The organism is Synechococcus sp. C9 (assembly GCF_022984075.1).
Taxonomy (GTDB): domain Bacteria; phylum Cyanobacteriota; class Cyanobacteriia; order Gloeomargaritales; family Gloeomargaritaceae; genus Gloeomargarita.
Window position 1 is genome coordinate 51,933 of record NZ_JALAAD010000002.1, and the last position, 16,622, is coordinate 68,554.

Here is a 16,622-nt window from a genome sequence, read left to right on the forward strand (position 1 = left end):
GATATTGATGATGACTTCAAGGCTTTGATTGACCAACTACTCCATACTGTTGCCTAAGGAGATGCGATGACTACGACACTTACCCTACGCAAAACCTACACCCTAGAGGAATACTTTGCCCTGGAAGCTGAATCAGAACGCACCGGGGGCATCCGCCGTGAATTTTACAATGGAGTAATTATCGAAATGACTGGAGGAACACCCGTTCACAGCCAACTAATTACCAGTATTAATGCCCTACTTTGGTTCAAACTCAGGGGCACGGGTTTCTCGGTCTTTTTTCCTGATCTCAGGCTTTACATACCGGCTTTTGAGCAGTATGTCTATCCCGATGGCATGGTGATCCAAAATCCGATACAGCTCAAAGAAGGGCGCAAAGATACGGTTATCAATCCCATCTTGATTATGGAAGTGCTGTCTCCTGCTACAGAAAGCTACGACCGGGGGGCGAAGTTTGCGGCTTATCGCTCTATCCCGACTTTACAGGAGTATTTACTGGTTGACCAATCCCAACTTCGGGTAGAGCACTATCGCCGCCAGGGGAATGTCGAGTGGATATTTAGGGACTATCACGCCCTGGATGACACGGTTGCACTGCCATCTCTGAATGTCACCTTTTCCCTGGCAGACATTTATAGTGGGATTGAGTTAGAGCCGGTTCCTAATATCACCCAACCCCTGCATGACCCTGCGCCTGCTGATGAGTAGAAATCCTCAACCTTGTGAATAAGAGGCGGTTTCTATTCCCTGGTGAGCCAGCCTTCGAGCAACTCTTGCATCAGCGTGGAAAAGTCACCCCCGTCCTGTGCCAACAAGCGCATTTTGACCCGCCGGTAGGTCTCCTTGCGGATGTAAGCCGTCACTTGCTCATAAGCCGGGTCAGAACGTTTCCCCCTTTTCGCTCTCCCGCCACCCGGTACATCCGAGTTGTCAGCTACCCGATAAACCGGACTTTCATCTTTTTGCGTACTCGCCTTGTTCCACTTTTGAGTTTCCATACTGTCAGATATTTGCGTATCTGAACTTTCAGAAGGTTGACTACTCCCGTTGTCAGATGTTTGCAATGTTGAACTTTTGCGTATTTGCTCTTTCACCCCATCAGATATTTGCATATCTGAACGTTCAGCAGGTTGACTACTTGCATTGTCATCTGTCTGCAATGTCGGACTTGTGTATATTTGCGTTTTCACCCCATCAGATGTTTGCGTACTCGAATGTTCGTCATGCCGTATATCTGGACTTTTGCCCTTTCGCCTACTCGCCTTGCTGTATTGTTGCGTTGTCGCACCTTTGGATGTTTGAGTTGGTGCATCTTCAACAGGGGCAATGTCTCCATCTCCTGGAGATTGTGGATGCTCTGAGGTCTCAAACAGTTTCCCAAACCGGCTCATAGGTTAATCTCCTTCATCAGTTGTTGATAGTCCCACCAGGCGTTGATGGCATTCCCATCCGCCACGTCGCATACCAGACAGCCCTCTAATCCCGCCTTCTGAAAGGCAACGTAGCGGCGGATGACTTGTTCAAAAACTGGTATTTTTTGTCTTTTGAGGGTTTGCTGGGCTTCGGCTCCCGCTTGGCTGGGATAGGGGGGCACCACCGTCAGCAAGACTTTGTAGCGTTCCGTCGCCAGTTGTCGCAGGGTGGTGATGGTCATCAGCAGGGCATCCAGAGCCAAGGCATCGGGGGTGGTTGGCAGAATCAACAGGTCGCATCCTTCGCTCAGGTCTTTTAATTCTTCCATTGAGGGACGTGCCGGGGTATCAATCACAATATATTCGTGTTCGCGCATTCGTTTGGGAGCTTGATTCTCCGTCACGACCAAGAAGGGGAGTTGTCCCCGTTGCGCCCAACGCAGGGCGGAACGGTTTGGGTCCCCATCCACAAGCAAGGTTTTGCCGCGCCGATGCAGTAGCCCCGCCAGGTGGATGGCTGTGGTGGTCTTGCCGACGCCACCCTTGAAACCCGCTAGCGTGATAATCATGCCGTTATGTTACCAAATATTTGCGTATGGAAAAACTCAGCATGATGAGTACCTGAACTTTTGCGTACTCGTTAACTGTTCTAGTGTGGGCAGACCGGTAGTGGGGTAGGAGACTCTTGTTGTTAGAGATAATGGTGGTCAGCTACTTGAACTCAATCGTCTTCAAGAACTCATCTGGGCTAATCACTACCACTTCACGGAATGGATGCAATACCAGCAAGTCCTGATCGCCACTGATGATGGACTGGGCTTGCCCATTCAACCCTAACTCCAAATCATCTTTCGGGTCACGACATTCTTGCACCTTTTCGGTTATTTCGACCAAAACGGCTCGCTCTATTGAAGCTTCTAAAAATTCCTCCCGCTCTTCCGTAGTTAAATACCGATTAAGTCTTTTGCGCCCAAGAACTTCATCCAACTCCTCCAATAGGTCAAGTGATAGTAATACTTCTCCATTCGCTAGAGCATATCGAAATGCTTGAGCAGGTTTGCTGTTCTCCAACAAAAGCGCACTGATCAGCACATTTGTATCAAAAACGCAGCGCACTTCATTCTTGATCTAGAATTGAGTGCAAGATTTCTGGGGTTAACCCTCGTGCTTGAGCATTTCGACTAATGTCACTCATCACTTCTTCCAGAAGTCTTTTGCGTCGCGTTACATCCCCAAGTTTGAGGCTGAGTAATGCTTCTAATTTGCGACGTTCCTCTTCAGATGCCGCCTCAAAAATACGGGCGACCTCAGCATTAACGCGAATTGTGATCGTCTTGGTTTCCATAGCTGTTATTTAGTCGGTTCACCCCCACGGGTGTGGAGACAACGCTCAGAGCCATAGCAGGCCTTTCATGGTAGCATCGGTTCACCCCCACGGGTGAGGAATTGGAACCAACTAAGCATTGGTAGTGATTCTAGTCTAATGCTAAAATATGTTTCCATTCAATCCACAACAAAAGTTAATCTTCTATTCACTTTTCAAGGCACCTCGACTCAATCTACTAAGATATACAAATTTAGACCCTATGAATGAACTTGTACTAAGTGGACGTTATGAAATTGTGAAGCCTCTTGGAGGCGGGGGATTTGGACAAACTTACCTTGCAAAGGATCGCTATCTGCCTGAGCAACCCCTTTGTGTCGTCAAGCAACTCAAGCCCCGCTCGAATGATCCTCGAATACTTGAAGTAGCAAAACAATTGTTTGAACGAGAAGCAAAAATGCTTTATATTTTGGGGGATCGCTGTGATGCTATTCCTCGCTTGTTGGCTCACTTTGATGAAGGTGGCGAGTTTTATTTAGTGCAAGAATACATTCAGGGTAGAACCTTGGACAGCATCATCCTCCCAGGCGAACGGTTCTCGGAAAGCAAAGTCATGGAACTTTTAGGAAAAATTTTAGAGCCTTTGTCAGTGGTACATCAAGCCCGGGTAATTCACCGTGACATCAAACCAGCAAATCTAATTTGGCGCAATTGTGACAGTAAAATTGTGTTGATTGATTTTGGCGCAGTGAAGGCATTGCGGGCAGTGGACAGTGACTGTCCCGACACGACTGCACTTACTGTAGCGGTTGGTTCTCCAGGCTATATGCCAAGCGAACAACTAGCCGGTTACCCACAACTAAGTAGCGACATTTACGCCGTTGGTACAATCTGCGTTCAAGCATTGAGAATTTCAAGTAAATAATGATGGGTACCTCTACATAATTCATGATTATTGAGAATGACCCCTGTGTTATTGATAATTACCAACGAGAGAATGGGGCTTCCGAGCCTGCCGTGTAAGTACAAAAATCAATAAGTAGAGGTACCCACATATATCTGATACATAGCACTATACGTTGTTAACAGAGTGGGTATGTTGCATGGGGTAGACTTTCTCAATCTCTTAGTAAAACGAGGGGTTCAATTCCCGGAAACCTTCATCCCGTACACATTTGAGCAATATCTAACCCTATGGTTCACATATGGTTACTTCTGGTGGGTTACTTAGATGTACGGAACAACCTAACTCTCTGACAGTCCTTGTTGCCCTATTTTTGAGTATTATAAAGATAGCATTACCCAGAAAACAATAAATAGAGGTACCTTATATGGTATCATTCTGTCCAAATCACTAAAATCCCCTGATAGATCAATAAGTCAATATAATCAATCATTTGTTTACTTAGTTTTTCACTTTGTATCAAAACACCCAATTCCATATTCAGAGAGAGAGCATAATCAGTCAAATTTGCGCTAGTGATAAAAAGTTTTTTTTGGTCAACTATTGCCCCTTTTATATGCAATGAACCATAACGTCCTTCTCTATCCAATAAACGCCGCTCCTTGGGCCAAATGAAAACTTCGGATTGATTAAGAACATCACTTCCTAGGGTAGATTCAATTCCGAATTTAATTTTGTTGTCCCCTGATGCAGGGGTTTCCGCAATAATCCGCAAGTGGATACCGCGCTCCAAGGCTTTCAACAGAGCTTTGGTAATTTCAGGAATTTTATAAAACGCAAAACTGATCAAGGTCATATGCTGATGGCATTCTTCAATTAGTTGTAATAAAACCTGCTCCGTCCTTCGGATGGTAACATTGGCAAATTCAGGACCAGTCCAGACAAGTTCAATGGCCAGGTCTTTTTGAATTGAGTTTCTTGTATATGAGGCACTTTCCAAAGCCATTGCAACTGCTCTGCTAGTGGATTCTGGTTGTTCATTTTTCCAGACATTGAACATATCAACAACAGCTCGTCTAAACTGTAAATTGACCAGTGAATTGAGTACACGCTTGGTTAAAGCTTCATTATAAAATTCATCATTTTCAGCCAATATTTTTACAACTTGGCTCAAAATAGAAGGTGGAAGTAAATCGGTAATTCGATAAATTTCAGCAAGTAGTTTAGAATTCACCATCTGGGAGGGCGAAGAAGTGAAGGTTATCTGATGCAAAGGTTGGTATTAAGGTGGAGCGGTCGAGGTATTTATTGCCCCGCTCACAGGATGTTTCAGGGCTGAATAGGCACGCATGACAAGCTGCCCAGTGGAGGGAGGGAATGCCTTGATTGGGATCATGATCCGCACAGAGTGGGTCGGAGGCACAGAGGCGGATGCTTGTCAGGGCTTGGGAGATGTGGTACCCCAGGGTGTCGGGTTCGCCCAGATTGACCAGCCCGCCCAGGGTTCCCTCGCTATCAGGGGCGGCAGTATAGATCAATAATCCTGCCTGTGGACCATGTTCCTCGTGGGGTGATTTGGCAAAGAGACGTTCACGCAAACTGGCGGCATTGTATCCACATTCAATGGCAAGTTGGCGCATCAAGGCATGGGAAAACGAATGAATCAGCACATATCGCATGGATGGCACTGGGATCTTGGCGGGGTCAAGGTTCCGAATCCGTAGCCATCGTTTCTGCGCCTCGAGGGTCAGTTGGGCGCGCTTGAGCACTGCGGGAGAGGTCTCCCATGCTTGGAGTTGGGATTCATTGAACTGGAGAAAAATCCCCTCTCCTTTGACTTCCGAGGCAGGTACCCAGGAGGGGGCGTTGCGACTGATGCGAACTCGATATTCCGAGGGAATTTCCCCAGTATCATCGAAGTCGCCAGGGGATTGGATGCGGGTGAATCCAATCAGGGCGCGTACTTCCCGAATGCGCTCCACAAGAACGGTGCGAGTGAAGAATTGTTCGTAGCCCTTGGGAGAGCTGACCGGACGTAACTGGAATTCCTGGCTCGTGGGGGTGGGTACCGAGAGAGATAACACTTGCCACTCCGGCGTTTTTAGGTCTTGGGCATGATCCTGCTTATTTTGCCCCTGACGGAATTGCTCGATGCTTGCCCAAATTTCCTCGTGCGTGTATTTGAGAAATTCTAGTAACTGACCCGTTCTCTGTGCCATCCCCAGGGAAAAAGCGAGGGTCTGTGGGTCTGGAGCGTCCCCCAGAATGTCCCAATGTTTTTGAACCAACTGGGCTAAAGGACTGGCATGAAGCGGGATAGACAGGGCTGAGAGGGTGATGGGAAACCAGCTATTGGAAGCCCCCAGGAGCATCGCCTCCATCTGTTGGTCACACTCATCATCAAAATCCCGGAGATGGGGATGCCGCCCGCGACATTTGGGCATATTTTGTTTGCCGTTTTCCCCAAATGCGTCAGATAATCGGCGTGACCTTTGACAGCCCTCACAGCGGACCACAATGTCTGAAGCGGCGCCGGTCACCCCGTACTCTTCAAACCGCAGTACCCCCTGGCAATCGGATGCCCCCTGATGGACAAAGTAATGCCAAGGGAAGTCATCTAGGTGTCCATGTTGGCACGCCACTAAAAAACGGGCGGGAACGACTGCTGGAGGTTTGCGAGATTTTGGGCAGTTTTTGTGAACATAGCGAGTCTCATTGATGCGGTAGGGCGAAGACTTCAGTTCAAATAATCCCGATTGGAGGGGAGCGAGTAAGCGACACTGGGGACAAACCATCCAGGTCGGAAATGGGGATACGGGTACGCCGATACGAGCGGCTTCGTCAAAAGGATTGGCAGATTCTTCATCCTCCTGCGGGATTGGGGGAGAACAGAGTTCCTTGACTTGGGTACCTAACTCTCTTCGCACTGCCGCGAGCAGGCGGGGTTCGCTCAGTAGGGTGGTGGTGGCGGGGTTTTTATCCCATCCATCAAGTCCCATGACCATCACCGAGAGGTGGGGCAGATCGGCAATCGAGCCAATCCCAAAGGTGTAAAGAATCTGGCTGGGGCGGAGTTCTCCCACCTTATAGCGGTACGGGGAGCCGGTCATGGTTTGGCGATGTAGGGCTGGGGAATCCGGGCAAAGTCATCGTCAGGGGGCTGATCCGTCAGCACTAAATTGACTGTGGGTTCGACGTTGCGAAGGGAGTTGAGGCAAGTAAATTCTTCCCAGTCTCTTCTACCCGCAGAGGTGAGTAAGCTGACCGAAATGCCATCTCTGGCGGTGACCTGATACTTCAATTGTGCACCGCCGACAACCCTTTGCACGCACGCCAGCCAGCGATCAATTTTCCCCTCCAATTCACTGCGAAGGCGTTGTGCAGTTTGGGCATTGCCCACCAGTTCTGCACGGCGCACAATGGCATCCACCGCCGCCCGCACGTAGGGATGGTTCCGCTCAATCGCCCCCGCCTGCTCGTTGCCATTCAGTTCCTCACTGGCGAGGCGCACTAGAGCAACGAGGATGGCACTGAGACCCCGGTAAAGGGCACCCGACGAAAAGGGCGTCACGGACAAAGCCTCCACATTTTGATAGAAGGTGGCATGGTAGTGGGCAAACCGCTCGTAATGGGAGAGATCCCGCGGGCGTGCCCAGTTGTAAACGGTGAGAACCAGTCCAGGATGGCTTCTCCCCACCCGTGAGGTCGCCTGGATGTACTCGGCGGTGTTTTTCGGTTGCCCACAGACCACCATCACCCCAAGACGGCGCACGTCAACGCCCACCGAGATCATGTTGGTAGCCAGGAGGACATCCAGAGGGTCAGGTTGTTCCAGTCGTTGCCCCGCCTTGCGCCTGGCTTGATTTCTCTGGAGTAATTCAGGGTCAAACGGGGTTTCCAGGCGGTCAAGAATCCCCGGAATTTCCGTAGAGTCTTTGCGGGCGGTGAGTTCATCCACATCCGTTGCCTGCAGACGACGGTTAGCCAAGCCCCGTTGGTGCATCTTGGTCAAGCGGGTGCGAATATCATCTTCCACCAGCCGACGGGTGCCTCCCAATTCCCGCACCGAGTTGAAATAACCCACCAGGGTCATCCAGGGGTCAGCGGCAATCCCGTACTTGTTGTAAAGCATTTGTGCGGCGGAGAGCACAGCCAAATAGACCCGAATCATGGTGGCTTTCAGCCGACGCCCGGGGGCACAGATACCGACATAGCGTCGCCCAGGACTATAGCGTGCGGAAGTAGGGTCGTTGTCCCGTTGTCGAGAGAAAAAGTTATCCCTGATGTCGAGTCCCTGGGGGGGAAATACGGCCAGTTTTCTCACGAACAGGTTGTTGACCTGCGCCTCCGCTTGGCGAATGGTGGCAGTGGAAGCAATCACTTTGGGACGCACGGGCTGCCCATCCACGTCCCAGGTGCAAAGGTAATCCACCGCAGTCTCGTACAGCCCAACTAAGGTGCCGAGCGGGCCGCTGATCAGGTGCAACTCGTCCTGGATAATCAGGTCTGGAGGACGCAGTTTAGGGTGAGGGATAGTCTTGGCGGCAGGGAAATTACCCACCCGGTTGTGTCGGTCACTATCTTCAATGTCAGGAGAACGAAACCCGTGCCGTTCGCAGTAGCCGTTGACCTGACCAAACACCATTTGCACTTCCCCTTTCCAGGGCATTTGGGCAAATTTATCTACCGTTGCGATCACTAAGGTGGGCAAGCGGCGATAAATTTCCTCATCCACAACAATCACAGGCAGTCCTTCACCCTTGGAAAAGGGGCATTTCCCTAGATCGTCCCCGCATTTAATAAATGTGCGCCCCCGACCTCTTTCAAAAAGCTCGACCTGAATATGGCAACCGGGATGAATCTTGGCACCACACCAGGGACAGTTGGTGAGTTGATGGGGGGTTCCCCGGCCACGGGGTCGGGATTCCCGATGTTGTTTGATCGCCTCATCGCTGTCGGCGGTCTTGTTGGGGGTGTTTTTCTGCCCCACCCATAGCCCAATGCGAAAGGGTTCTTGCCCCCACTGGGCTTCGTCTTCCCGACGGATCACTTCACAGGCACAGATCAGGGCGGTCGCCCGTTGGAATTGCTGGAGGGTGAGCAGTCGCAGGGTATAGCGCATGAGAACCGCCACCCCGTGTTCCCCATCTCGACCCGCCACCCGCCCCTGGAGGCGACGGAGACCGATAGTGTAGGCGGTCAATCCCAGATAGGCCTCGGTTTTGCCCCCACCGGTGGGAAACCACAGCAAATCAGCCACCGCTTCGGTTGGGTGGGAACGGTCAGGGTGGTGTACATCCGTGATAGACGGCACATTGAGCAGGATAAATGCCAGTTGGAAGGGATACCAACTCCGGTTTTCGGGTCGGTCAAGGTCGTTAAGGGATACATTTTCACCCCGCCGCCGTTGCTCCGCATAAAGGGTGTGGATGCGCTGGAGGTACATTGCCCGATTCATGAAGCGAAACGCCCTAAAGGCATGGATGTTGTTCTCCAGGGTGGTGATACCCTCTTGGATACGGCGGAGGGTGTGACGACAACGGTCGAGTGCCTTCTGCGCCACATCCTGGTAGGGTGACAGTCCCTCATCGGGATCACTAAGGCGGCTTTCCTGTTGGGTGATCCAGGTGTCGTAGGCGGCGGCTAGGGGTTGCAGGACGGTGCGGAGGTCTGTGGGGCTGGCAATCTCAGAAAGGTGCTTCATGTCCAAGACCAGACCCGCTAATCCGGGAATTTCCCGTACTGTGGGGGGTTTGGTGGCTGGTACTTCGTAGGTGGGAACGACTCTGGTGGATAGCCGGACGGCTCGGCAGGGGTTGCCAGGGGCGACCTCAGCATGAACCCCAACCCCATGACCGACGGCAAATTCTACATGGTGGCGGTAGAGCATCGCCATCGCCCGATTTTCGTCACGGATCACCGGATCAAGGACGGAAGCACGGTCGTCCAGGGGCTTTTTTTGAAAAATGTCTGCGACATTGGCATCTGCCGAACTGACGGAAATTTCCGGTTGGAACAGCCAAGCCGTATCTTTGGACTCATTAGGTTCGGTTTGCTCATTGACTAAAAAGATGGTGACGATCCAATCCCCATCTGCCAGTGGGCGCATCCGGGTTCGCAAAACAACGGCAGGGGCTTGATCTGGCGCAGGGGGGGTAGCCGTATCTCCCTCGACCAGGGGTTGAACGATGGTGCCGCTGATGGGATAACGCTTCCAGACGGTTTTGGGATTGCCCTTGTCGGTGAGGAATTGCTCGCTGGTTTGCCGCTCGTACCGCCCCCAGGAAGCAGTGATGCAGAGGGCTTTAGCTCGTTTATCCACACAGAAGGTCATCCCCAGTGAGGACGGGAAGATGCTACTGGTGGACACAAGGGCATCGGTAGCACCCTCTTCGGGGTTTTCCTTGTCGGCGATGGCAATGTCATCAAGCTGTTCCGGCTCCCCATCCCCAGTCTGGTTACGTTTTTGGGGGGCGATCACCCCAAGGAGGTACCGTTCGGTCATCCGCGCCTCGTTCACTTCCTCTTCTTCACCACCGGCGGGACCATACAGGTCTTTGATGATGGCAGATTCTAGCTCGGCTCTCAGTTCACTCGGGGTGGGGGGGTTGAGGATTTTTGAAGGTAGCTGATCTGGCATCGGTGCCGGTTCAAAATGTTCGTCTAGGGTATCATCTGTTTCTATTTCTTCTATTTCTTCACTCGGTTCGGGAATGTTAAGGTCTTGAATGAGTGGGTCGGATGGCAATGGCTCGCTGTGTCTTTGGTAGTATTGGGCGATGGCATTAATAATGTATTCGGCGGGGGGATGTTCCTCAATTCCTAAACAGGAATCATCGGGGCGAATACCGTTAAGCAGTTGGGCAAGGGCATGGTCGGGAGCGGAGATCACTGACCCCCAATCCAAACGGGCAGACCCGGACAGGAGTTTTTGGTTTACCTCATTGAGGTCAAGGTCGCCGGGGAGAATGGGTGGGAGTTTGATCCGTTCCATGCTGGGGAAATGGGGCTGGCGGCATCTTTAACTTAACGGTATGATAGCCAACTTATCCTGGGTCTGCCTGGGGGGATATGTCCCGATGAGCAAATTTATCTTGCCGGGTGGTGACCGGAATGACGATGCGAAGGGGAATTGGGGCAAAGAGATCGGTACTAATGACCAGGACAGGACGGGTTTTCTGGATTTCTTGACCACGGGCGGGGTCGAGATTGACGAGCTAGATTTCGCCACGCTTAGGGTTCAACACCAGGAAACTCCCAGTCTTCGCTATCTAAGACAGCAAATTCGGTGAGGGCTGGATCGGTTTGGAAGTCTGTGGCAGTATCGGCGATAAAGGGAGCTAATGCCTGATGGCGTTGGGATAGGGGTAGTCTCGCTATCTGCTGGAGAGAGGGCTGAATGGGTCGTGGGGGTGACGGGGAGACTTTTTTTCGGAGAAATTCCACAAAGTCTAAAACTTCTTGCTGTTTTTCCGGGGGTAGTTGGCGCAGGTGGGTGAGGATGGCTTGTTCTAGGGATGTGGTTGTCATATCAAGACTTTCGGTTGAATTTATGAAATTAATCAACCCAAGGCGATATTCTGGGGTATTGCTATTTATCCTAACTGGGGATGGGGCTGGTCAGGGGGAGCGTTTTTCGAGCTTTCTTCTAGGGTGAGGTTTTTGGTTTGAGTTGACTTAATGAAATTGCTAAGGCTACCGAATTACTCGAATTTCTATTGCTAAGGACAGCCTGCTCCACGTCTGATCACTGGTTATGACGGGCAAATTTAGGCTCATCCCTAAAGCAAGGCAAGCTCGGTCGCCGAGGGAAAGCCCTTGGGATTTGGTGAGTGGTCGTAACAGACCAGTGGTCAGTGCTTGTTGATCGTTAAAGGCAATGACTTCTAAATTTAAGTGTTTAAGAATTTGGTGAATGCTGGCTTCAGGGATACCTGCGTCTGCTAGTTTGGCAATTACTTCGGATAAATTCACAGCACTGATAACGGACTGGGGAATGAGGGGTGCAATCCCATCACTGCCTGCTTCCTGATTGAGTAAGACTAAGACGGCGGAGGCATCGAGAACCACCCTACTCATGGCTGGCTTCCTGGCGGCGTTCTTGGATCAGTTCTTGGGAAAGGTTGCGATTGGCTGAAATGTATTGTCTAACAATGGCTTGGGCACTTTCGACAGAACTTGGAGCGGACAGTAGGGGTTGCTCATCGATCACCAGGATCGCTTTGTAAGCTCCTGTGGGAATGTCGAGAGGGGGATTGATGGAAAGCTGCCCATCATTGGAAACTGTAACAATTACTTCTAAGCTTTTCATGGTGGGGAACTTAATAGGTAGTTTTCCAAACCATTGCCCCTGGGTGGGGTCGGGATCGCCTTGCGGTATTCCGGGGTATTGCTATTTATCCTAACTGGGGATGGGGCTGGTCAGGGGCAGGGATTGGGCATCTAGGCGGGTGAGGTCAACGGTTTGGCTGGCGTGGTCAATGTCAATACCGATGAGTTTGCCCTGGTCGTCAAAATCGAGAACAATACCCTCGCTAATTGCTTGGGAGTCCGTTTCGGGGTAGTAATGCAATTTCATGATTGATCTGGTTTGAAGCTGCGGTCTGGAAAGGCGTTGTGCATGGTTTCTCCATCTTCTAGGGTAACGACTCGGAAATTATAGCCAGTGACGGATACGTCCATCGGGTTGCACCTGGCGATAATGGGGGTTTTGGATGGCGGCTTCACACCATTTTCGCTTGAGGTAGGGGTTGCAAAGTAACGGGTGGTTTTCAAAACAACTCGCCCTGGGTGGGGTCGGGATCGCCCAAAAGAACGCCCTGAGAAATGTAGCGTCCTATCTGAATTTCAGGAGTTTTTTGGCTGTCTTTTTTTTTAGATTTGCTGTTCTTTTTGTTCTTGTTATCATGAAGTCCCTGGGCAACTTCGATGGCATAACGACGGTGATTGAGGGTAAGCAATCGGTCTAGGATTTCCCGACGGGCAGGTTCGCTGAGGGTGAAGCGTAACCCCTGTTTGGTCTGGTGAAAGCCATGTGCGAGGTCTAAATCCTGCCAACCGTAGGCGGCGGCAACGGCGTTGTCCATTTGGATGTGTAGCTGGCGGAGGGTTTGAATGTCGGGGTCGGTTTCGTCGGGGTGGTGGAAGCGGTTGTAGGTTTTGGTCAGCCCTTCTTGGCGGGCAAGCATGATGGCTTGGCGATGGGTGTAGTATGCCTCTCCTATGGCTTCGAGGGTGTCGGTGCGTTCGGGGAAGGGGAAGGTTTCAAAGCCATCTGTTGGGGAATACCGAATCCCAGCGTCTCTAATTGTTGAGCAGTTATGCCATGCCCAAAGATCATGTATTGAGGATTGCAGCACAACAAGGTCAATGGCTTTGTCAAATGTAAAAATGACTAGAGCTTCACTAAAAACTTGTCGTGCAATGACAAATTCAAAAATCAGCATCTTGTTGTGACGAGATGTCAATAAAACCCGCTCACACCCCGCGATTGCTGAGTAAAGTGCTGGTCGCTTTTCCGCATATATCCACCATTTTTGTGGTAAGGGCTTTCGTAGGGCAAACTGACCATTTTCTTTGCGCCGTGTTCGCTCCGGTTTAACTTTCTCTTCCACAATTGCCAAACAATCGGGATAATCGGCGGCATAGGGCGCACCTTTGGGATTTTTGGGATCGTCGTGGTCTGCATCCAACGGCCAATCAAAGAAATTGATCACCCAACGGCTGGGGGATTGGTCGGGGCGGGAGTTGAGGTCGTCGCCATTCAGATAGGGAAACAGCACATCTTTATTCTTTGGATCCTTATCGATCAATGCCTGGGCTTCTGCGGGATCCAGGACAAAACCCATTCCTAAGACATAAGAGCCGATAAAAGACTTGCCCTCATTTGCCACCAGTCGAAAAGGCTTACCCGCTGATTTCCCTGGCACTGTCAAAAATGCCGTAATCCCTGAGACTGACATATCATTCAGCGCATAATTTTGCTGCCATTTTCCTTTGTGTAGCCACACATACGCCACCTCCAGCGCCGCCGTTCCCGGCCAAGGACGACTGGGCACCGCACGGAAAATCGTGTAAGCTTGGGCAGTGAGTTGATCTAACCCCACCTCACGGGTATCGCCCTGGGCAATCGTATTCGTCGCCACCAGTCCAACATTGCCGCCCCCGGCCAGCAAATTCCCCGCATTTAGAAAAAAATAGGCACACAGGTCGGCACTGCCCCGTTGCCCCCCGGCAAGGTATTGCACCAGAAATTCCCGATAGTCCTTCCCCACCGTGCCGGTGATTTTTTGTCCCCCTTGAAACGGCGGATTGCCCACAATTGCGCTAAACCCCTGGGGTGCATCCCCTGCCAAAAACACCTCAGGAAACTCCAATGCCCAATGAAACGGCTGTCTTGGCGGCTGTCCTTCCGGTTTGCCCGCATTCAGCATCCCCCGAGCCTTTTCCCGAATCTGCCGCAGTTTGTTTTCCCGCTCCCGCCCGTCCGCTTCCCCCAGTGCATCCGTCACCAGCCCCGACAGGACGCTCAGTTCCGCCGCTTTCAGGTTTCCCGTACTCCCAGCTTGCGCCAACGCCTCCCCGATCAGATAATCCGCCGCAATTTTGATATTCCCAGTCAGTTCTTCCGCTTCCGCTTGCAGGGCTGACTTGCGGGTCAGGTCGTAAATGTCGTTGACCGTGAAACTCTCCAGTTCTCTCCGTTTGGCAATGGCTTGCTCCAAAAGGGGTCGCCAAATCTCCGATACCGTCCGCAGTTGCACGGCTTGATTGTCCGGGTTCAGGTTCAGAAAATAAATCTGCTCGGCACGGGTCACCCCCAGCAACGAATCCCCACAGCGCAGGGCATGATCCAGAAACGTAAACGGTCGATTTTTTTGCAAGGTGATCAGCCACAGGGACAATTTCGCCATCTCCACCGCCATCGGGTTTTTGTCCACCCCGTATAGGCAACGGTCGGCCACAATCCGCCGGGCGACGGTCAATCGTTCATCCGCATCCTTGGGTATCGGGCATTCCTCCGGTCGGGAATCGGACAAGGTGCCATCGGGAGCCACCACCACCTGCCCCGGATGCGAGCGTTCCGCCTCTGCCCATGCCTCCACCAGCCGTTCAGCCAGGTAGCGACAGGTTTGCACCAAAAACGCCCCACTCCCCATCGCCATATCGCACACCTTGAGTCGGAGCAATTCCGCCGCCGCTTTCAGCCGCCACGCCTCCCTCGGTTCCCCCTCTACCACGCCGCCATAAACCAGGGGTTCCAGGGTGTACTTGACAATCTCTTCAGTCAGAGAACGGGGCGTGTAATGGGTGCCCGTCTCCCGCCGATTGACTCCTTCGGTGACAAAAACACCGCCCGCCGGGATGACCACCGGATAGCCAAAGGTGTCCTGTCGCAGAAGATTTGCCCAGGGGACTACCCGCTCCCACAACGCCCGGTCATTGCCACAGGCGATCAGCAGTTTCTGGCTTTCTGGAGTTGCCCGGTCGCCGCCACCGTTGGTGAGTGCCTTACGCAGTGCCGATTCGGAACGCCCGGTTTGCTCACGGAGAAATTGCACCAGGTCATCGGTTCCCTTGGCCTGCCATGACTCCAACTCATCGAGGGGGACTTCCGGTTCTTTGTTTTTCGTGCCTACCAATCCCAGATAGGTCACCTGCGCCCTGGCCGCCGTGTGATCCAACAACTCCTCGTACACATGGCCGATCTGCTCGATGTCCAACGCCCGAAACGAGAGCTTGCGGGGTTCCACCCTGCCACCGGGCACCTTGACCTGAAGAATTTGCAAGGCTTCCAGTAGGTGCAACACCGTGCGGTTGTTGACGGGGATGGGTCTCGCCGGGGTGTCCAGCCAATGGGTGCCCATAGCCCGCCCTTCCAAAAAGGGAAACCGATCCGGGTCAAACAGCTCGCCCCCATAGGCAGGCAGTCGCAGTGCTTCGTGGTGAATGCCCCCAAAAACCGCCCGGAATGTTGCCAGCAACCGTACCCAAGCATCCCAGCGCCGCTCCAGCAATTCTTCCCCGTGTTGGTCAGCCATCTCCCGCAGTTGCGCCCGCAGGGTGGATACGGCATAGAACTGGTCATAGAGCGGGTCGCCCAGCAACAGCAACCCCCGTTCCTCCGCCGAGAACAGAAAAACCAACCGCATCATCACCGTCAAAGCGGCCTGGTAGAGTGCGGTTTCGGAAATGCCCCGGAGAAGCTCCCGCTGGCGATCCTGGTCAATCCGGTCGAACGCCTGCACCAGCACCTCGACCGCCTTACGCACCTGCAAACCCAACTGGTCGGTGACTTCCTTTTGGTCATCCTTACTCCGGCTCAGCAACTCTTCCGGTGTCTCATGGGGTTCTACCCCAAAGAATCGCCGCACACCAAGGAGCGTGCAAAAAGCCCGCAGGGTGATTTTCTCCTCAAGCCACAGGTTGGCGTACCAGGAGATGTACCCCGTGGACTCGCCCCGGGGGGCGTTTACCAGCATCCATTGTTCGCCGTTGGTCAAAAGACCCAGCCGCACGCCCGTAGCGTGGAGTAACTCCATCATCCCGGTGGCGGGAGAAGCCTTCCAGCGAGAATCCTTCAAGGTTTGCTCCAGTCCCTGCCCCGGTGGCATCGCCTGGATCAGCAAGCGGGGTTGGTTCGTTTCCGGTTCCACCACCACCCAATCGGGGCGCAGGGTGACCTGGTGTTCGCTGAGCCTGACGTGCAGGCTGGTGGGGATGGCCTGTCCCTGGTACAGTATCTCTGCGGGAAAACCCAGCACCTCCGAAAGCACCCACTCGACCCAGGTGCGGTGAATGCCGGGATCGTGATGGTTCGCCAACCATTCCTCATAAGCCAGCCTCAAAACCCTGAACCGTTCCGAGTCATGGGGTTCCAGCCCCTGGGGAAAGGCATCCATGAGCACCTGGAGGCTCAGGAATGGCCCCGACGCTTCGACCAGTGAGAGCCATTCGGCGTGGTGGCGGGCGATTGACATGG

14 protein-coding genes are annotated in these 16,622 nt (G+C 52.5%); 2 read left to right on the forward strand and 12 right to left on the reverse strand.

Features of this window, described 5'->3' with window-relative positions:
• Window positions 1-66 precede the first annotated feature (66 nt).
• Window positions 67-708: a Uma2 family endonuclease gene (locus MLD66_RS14130; protein WP_247219320.1), complete on the forward strand. Its 642-nt coding sequence runs from the start codon at window positions 67-69 to the stop codon at window positions 706-708.
• 32 nt (window positions 709-740) lie between these two features.
• Here the strand turns inward: MLD66_RS14130 and MLD66_RS14135 are convergent, their stop codons facing one another.
• From MLD66_RS14135 to MLD66_RS14150, 4 genes are all read right to left on the reverse strand, one after another.
• Window positions 741-1,391, reverse strand: a complete 651-nt coding sequence (locus MLD66_RS14135) for a hypothetical protein (protein ID WP_247219322.1) — start codon at window positions 1,389-1,391, stop codon at window positions 741-743.
• Window positions 1,388-1,981, reverse strand: a complete 594-nt coding sequence (locus MLD66_RS14140) for a ParA family protein (protein WP_247219324.1) — start codon at window positions 1,979-1,981, stop codon at window positions 1,388-1,390. Before MLD66_RS14140 ends, MLD66_RS14135 begins: the two co-directional genes overlap by 4 nt.
• Before the next feature lie 142 nt (window positions 1,982-2,123).
• Window positions 2,124-2,528 (reverse strand): putative toxin-antitoxin system toxin component, PIN family, encoded by a 405-nt coding sequence (locus MLD66_RS14145; RefSeq protein ID WP_339397073.1) that lies wholly within the window; start codon window positions 2,526-2,528, stop codon window positions 2,124-2,126.
• A 1-nt stretch (window position 2,529) separates the two neighbouring features.
• Complete coding sequence (locus MLD66_RS14150; protein ID WP_247219328.1) at window positions 2,530-2,757, reverse strand: hypothetical protein; 228 nt, start codon at window positions 2,755-2,757, stop codon at window positions 2,530-2,532.
• A 241-nt stretch (window positions 2,758-2,998) separates the two neighbouring features.
• On the opposite strand from MLD66_RS14150, the gene MLD66_RS14155 reads away from it, so the two are divergent.
• Window positions 2,999-3,661 carry a serine/threonine-protein kinase gene (locus MLD66_RS14155; protein ID WP_247219330.1) on the forward strand — a complete coding sequence of 221 codons (663 nt, stop codon included), beginning with the start codon at window positions 2,999-3,001 and terminating at the stop codon, window positions 3,659-3,661.
• 412 nt (window positions 3,662-4,073) lie between these two features.
• Here MLD66_RS14155 and drmC read toward each other — a convergent pair whose 3' ends face one another.
• The 8 genes from drmC to MLD66_RS14195 all read right to left on the reverse strand — a co-directional run bounded on the left by drmC (window position 4,074) and on the right by MLD66_RS14195 (window position 16,620).
• A complete protein-coding gene (drmC, locus tag MLD66_RS14160; protein WP_247219332.1) occupies window positions 4,074-4,877 on the reverse strand; it encodes a DISARM system phospholipase D-like protein DrmC in 804 nt (267 codons plus the stop codon).
• Complete coding sequence (locus tag MLD66_RS14165) at window positions 4,864-6,750, reverse strand: DUF1998 domain-containing protein (protein ID WP_247219335.1); 1,887 nt, start codon at window positions 6,748-6,750, stop codon at window positions 4,864-4,866. The genes drmC and MLD66_RS14165 overlap by 14 nt, the downstream gene beginning before the upstream one ends.
• On the reverse strand, window positions 6,747-10,634 hold the full coding sequence (gene drmA / locus MLD66_RS14170; RefSeq protein WP_247219337.1) for a DISARM system helicase DrmA: 3,888 nt from the start codon (window positions 10,632-10,634) through the stop codon (window positions 6,747-6,749). Before drmA ends, MLD66_RS14165 begins: the two co-directional genes overlap by 4 nt.
• Before the next feature lie 239 nt (window positions 10,635-10,873).
• A complete protein-coding gene (locus tag MLD66_RS14175) occupies window positions 10,874-11,170 on the reverse strand; it encodes a DUF2281 domain-containing protein (RefSeq protein ID WP_247219339.1) in 297 nt (98 codons plus the stop codon).
• Between the two features lie 165 nt (window positions 11,171-11,335).
• Window positions 11,336-11,719: a type II toxin-antitoxin system VapC family toxin gene (locus tag MLD66_RS14180; protein ID WP_247219341.1), complete on the reverse strand. Its 384-nt coding sequence runs from the start codon at window positions 11,717-11,719 to the stop codon at window positions 11,336-11,338.
• On the reverse strand, window positions 11,712-11,951 hold the full coding sequence (locus MLD66_RS14185; protein ID WP_247219343.1) for a hypothetical protein: 240 nt from the start codon (window positions 11,949-11,951) through the stop codon (window positions 11,712-11,714). The genes MLD66_RS14180 and MLD66_RS14185 overlap by 8 nt, the downstream gene beginning before the upstream one ends.
• Before the next feature lie 90 nt (window positions 11,952-12,041).
• Window positions 12,042-12,218, reverse strand: coding sequence for a DUF2283 domain-containing protein (locus MLD66_RS14190; protein WP_247219345.1), 177 nt, complete (start codon window positions 12,216-12,218; stop codon window positions 12,042-12,044).
• Window positions 12,219-12,411: 193 nt separating this feature from the next.
• Complete coding sequence (locus MLD66_RS14195; RefSeq protein WP_247219347.1) at window positions 12,412-16,620, reverse strand: DNA methyltransferase; 4,209 nt, start codon at window positions 16,618-16,620, stop codon at window positions 12,412-12,414.
• Between the last annotated feature and the right edge of the window lie 2 nt (window positions 16,621-16,622).